Annotated in this window: 5 protein-coding genes; 3 read left to right on the forward strand and 2 right to left on the reverse strand. The window is 40.1% G+C overall.

Annotated features, from left to right (window positions below; all coding sequences use genetic code 11):
- The coding region (locus tag COO03_RS23130) for a 3D domain-containing protein (protein ID WP_179863024.1) at nt 1-285 on the forward strand (285 nt) is incomplete at its 5' end.
- Nucleotides 286-341: 56 nt separating this feature from the next.
- On the opposite strand, the gene COO03_RS23135 is transcribed toward COO03_RS23130, so the two are convergent.
- Nucleotides 342-578 (reverse strand): hypothetical protein, encoded by a 237-nt coding sequence (locus tag COO03_RS23135; RefSeq protein ID WP_170958183.1) that lies wholly within the window; start codon nt 576-578, stop codon nt 342-344.
- A 191-nt stretch (nt 579-769) separates the two neighbouring features.
- Between COO03_RS23135 and miaA the strand changes: the two genes are divergently transcribed.
- Both miaA and hfq read left to right on the forward strand, forming a co-directional pair.
- Nucleotides 770-1,720: a tRNA (adenosine(37)-N6)-dimethylallyltransferase MiaA gene (gene miaA / locus COO03_RS23140; protein ID WP_097899362.1), complete on the forward strand. Its 951-nt coding sequence runs from the start codon at nt 770-772 to the stop codon at nt 1,718-1,720.
- 25 nt (nt 1,721-1,745) lie between these two features.
- Complete coding sequence (hfq, locus tag COO03_RS23145) at nt 1,746-1,970, forward strand: RNA chaperone Hfq (RefSeq protein ID WP_000813896.1); 225 nt, start codon at nt 1,746-1,748, stop codon at nt 1,968-1,970.
- An 84-nt stretch (nt 1,971-2,054) separates the two neighbouring features.
- Here the strand turns inward: hfq and COO03_RS23150 are convergent.
- Nucleotides 2,055-2,890 (reverse strand): Gly-Xaa-Xaa repeat protein (locus COO03_RS23150; RefSeq protein WP_142316270.1); only part of this gene is annotated, 836 nt, incomplete at its 5' end.

Below are 2,890 nucleotides of genomic sequence, written 5' to 3' on the forward strand. Positions count from 1 at the left end.
ACAGCATATACAGCTCATCCAAGCGAAAATGGTGGCACATACGGTGGCCGTGTATTAAGTGCAATGGGTCATGACCTAACAGCAAATCCAAACATGAAGATGGTTGCTGTTGATCCGAAAGTGATTCCACTTGGATCAAAAATATGGGTAGAAGGTTACGGAGAAGCAATCGCTGGTGATACTGGCGGTGCAATTAAAGGGAACCGTATCGACGTTCTAGTTGGCTCAAATTCAGCTGCTGACAAATGGGGACGTAAATCTGTTAAAGTGAAAATTTTAAAATAATCTATATGTAATGAAGAATGGCTGTTAGGAGATTCCTAACAGCCGTTTTTGAATTGTTAAAAAGGATATACTGTTCGGCCAGTAATGATTTTATAAGCGCTGCAAAATTGGTTTTGTATATATTGTAGTGTAGGTTCATCTAATGTTTTTTCGTCTACTATGGAATGGAAGGAACGAAGTAGGCAGTTTAAAGCGAAATATAACTCTTCTTGTGAACAATCTTTTTCCTTTATAGATGTAGCTAAAATGAGTTCTTTTGTTAAAGTTGAAAAATTAATGGGAGCTTGTGTAATTTCCATAATATCCTCTCCGATCTTATTTTTTATCATATATATGTAAAAATGGACAAACTATGTCTACTTTCTATTTTTGTTAATATAATTTCATTTACCAAATTGAAAGAACTTGCATTATGACCATTAAAATTGGTAAGATTGGGTATAATAACTAGATGGAGTATATTACATAAAGAGAGTTGAAGTATATGGGAGAAATGCAACGTGAAAAAGTTGCTGTCATCATTGGACCGACTGCTGTAGGGAAGACAAAGTTAAGTATTGATCTTGCGAAAGCGTTAAATGGTGAAATTATTAGTGGAGATTCGATGCAAATCTATCGTACGATGGATATCGGGACCGCTAAGGTGACGACAGATGAAATGGAAGGAATTCCGCATTATATGATTGATATAAGGAATCCAGAAGAGTCATTTTCTGTGGCGGAATTTCAAGAGCTTGTTCGCGGTCATATTCGAGAAATTACAGAACGCGGGAAATTACCGATTATTGTTGGTGGCACTGGCCTTTATATACAATCTGTTCTATATGATTATCAGTTTACAGATGAAGCTGGAGACTCTGTATATCGAGAACAAATGGAAAAACTAGCGATAGAACATGGTGTGGAATATATACATAAGAAACTACAAGAGGTAGATCCAGAAAGTGCGAATCGTATTCATGCAAATAATGTAAGGCGTGTCATTCGTGCATTGGAAATTTTCCATACGACAGGACAAAAAATGAGTGATCAACTTGAGCAACAAGAAAATGAATTATTATATGATGTTTCATTAATTGGCTTGACAATGGATCGTACAATGCTATATGATCGCATCAACTTACGTGTCGATCATATGATTGGACAAGGTTTATTGCAAGAGGTAGAGGCTTTATATGAAAATGGTGTTCGAGATTGCCAATCTATTCAAGCAATCGGCTACAAAGAGTTATATAATTATTTTGAAGGTCACGCTTCTCTAGAAGAAGCAGTATCGCAATTGAAAACAAATTCACGCCGCTATGCAAAACGTCAATTAACATGGTTCCGTAATAAGATGGATGTAGCATGGTTTGATGTTACGGATGGTGAAAAAACGGCAGAAATTTTGCGATACACAGAAGGAAAGTTACAACTAAAGTCGAATAATAAGTAAGTAGAGAAAAAGAGGAGGATTCGACATGAAGCAATCAATCAATATTCAAGATCAATTTTTAAATCAACTCCGTAAAGAAAATACGTTTGTAACGCTGTACTTATTAAATGGTTTCCAGCTTCGTGGGTTAATTAAAGGTTTCGATAACTTTACTGTTTTATTGGAAACAGAAGGTAAGCAACAGCTTATTTATAAACATGCTATTTCTACATTTGTACCTCAAAAAAATGTTTCGATTGAATTAGAATAGTAAAAATGTTACATAGAAAAAAAGAGCGAGTTACTCGCTCTTTTTATTTTGATTTAAAATAAGATGTTTTTAAGAAACGAGATGCTATGCGATTCTAAATATAGTAAGTCTTATATTTGTATCGCCGGTATTAGGGATTGTAATTTCGCTAAGTGTAGATTGAATGGATATGCTTGTGCCAGCTGTTAATGTTTCAATTGTTGTAAAGGAAAGAGAATCTCCTACTACATTGCAAGAGAAATTATCTGTTGCTGCTTCTCTATTTTGGGAAACACCAACTCCAAGTGGGGCACATCCAGGAGCGGTTGTGGAAATAGAAAAGCTAATTACATATATACCAGTAGTTAAAATGGTTAGTTCATCTGTTCCATTAAAGGAAATATTTATTAGATTAGATGGTGTACTAAAAACGAAGGTTTCAGATTGAGCAACGGTTTGCGGCTGTGAATTTTGTAGAACGGCTGTTGCGATAGGGAAGCTAGCGCCGGTAGCACCAGTAGCACCAGTAGCGCCAGTGGCACCGGTAGCACCAGTAGCACCAGTAGCACCAGTAGCGCCAGTGGCACCAGTAGCACCGGTAGCACCGGTAGCACCAGTAGCACCAGTAGCACCACGAGGTCCGGTAGCGCCGGTAGCGCCAGTGGCACCAGTAGCACCAGTAGCGCCACGAGGTCCGGTAGCACCGGTAGCGCCAGTAGCACCGGTAGCACCGGTAGCGCCAGTGGCACCAGTAGCACCAGTAGCGCCACGAGGTCCGGTAGCACCGGTAGCGCCAGTAGCGCCAGTAGCACCGGCAGCACCAGTGGCACCGGTAGCACCAGTAGCACCGGCAGCACCAGTGGCACCAGTAGCGCCAGTAGCGCCACGAGGTCCGGTAGCGCCGGTAGCGCCGGTAGCGCCGGTAGCACCAGTGGCACCAG

Origin of the sequence: Bacillus sp. AFS098217 (genome assembly GCF_002551815.1) — a bacterium.
In the GTDB taxonomy this organism is placed as follows: domain Bacteria; phylum Bacillota; class Bacilli; order Bacillales; family Bacillaceae_G; genus Bacillus_A.

Excerpts from the sequence above, each read along its gene's own strand:
- miaA (WP_097899362.1), top strand. The coding sequence starts at position 770 with ATGGGAGAAATGCAACGTGAAAAAGTTGCTGTCATCATTGGACCGACT.
- hfq (WP_000813896.1), top strand. The coding sequence starts at position 1,746 with ATGAAGCAATCAATCAATATTCAAGATCAATTTTTAAATCAACTCCGT.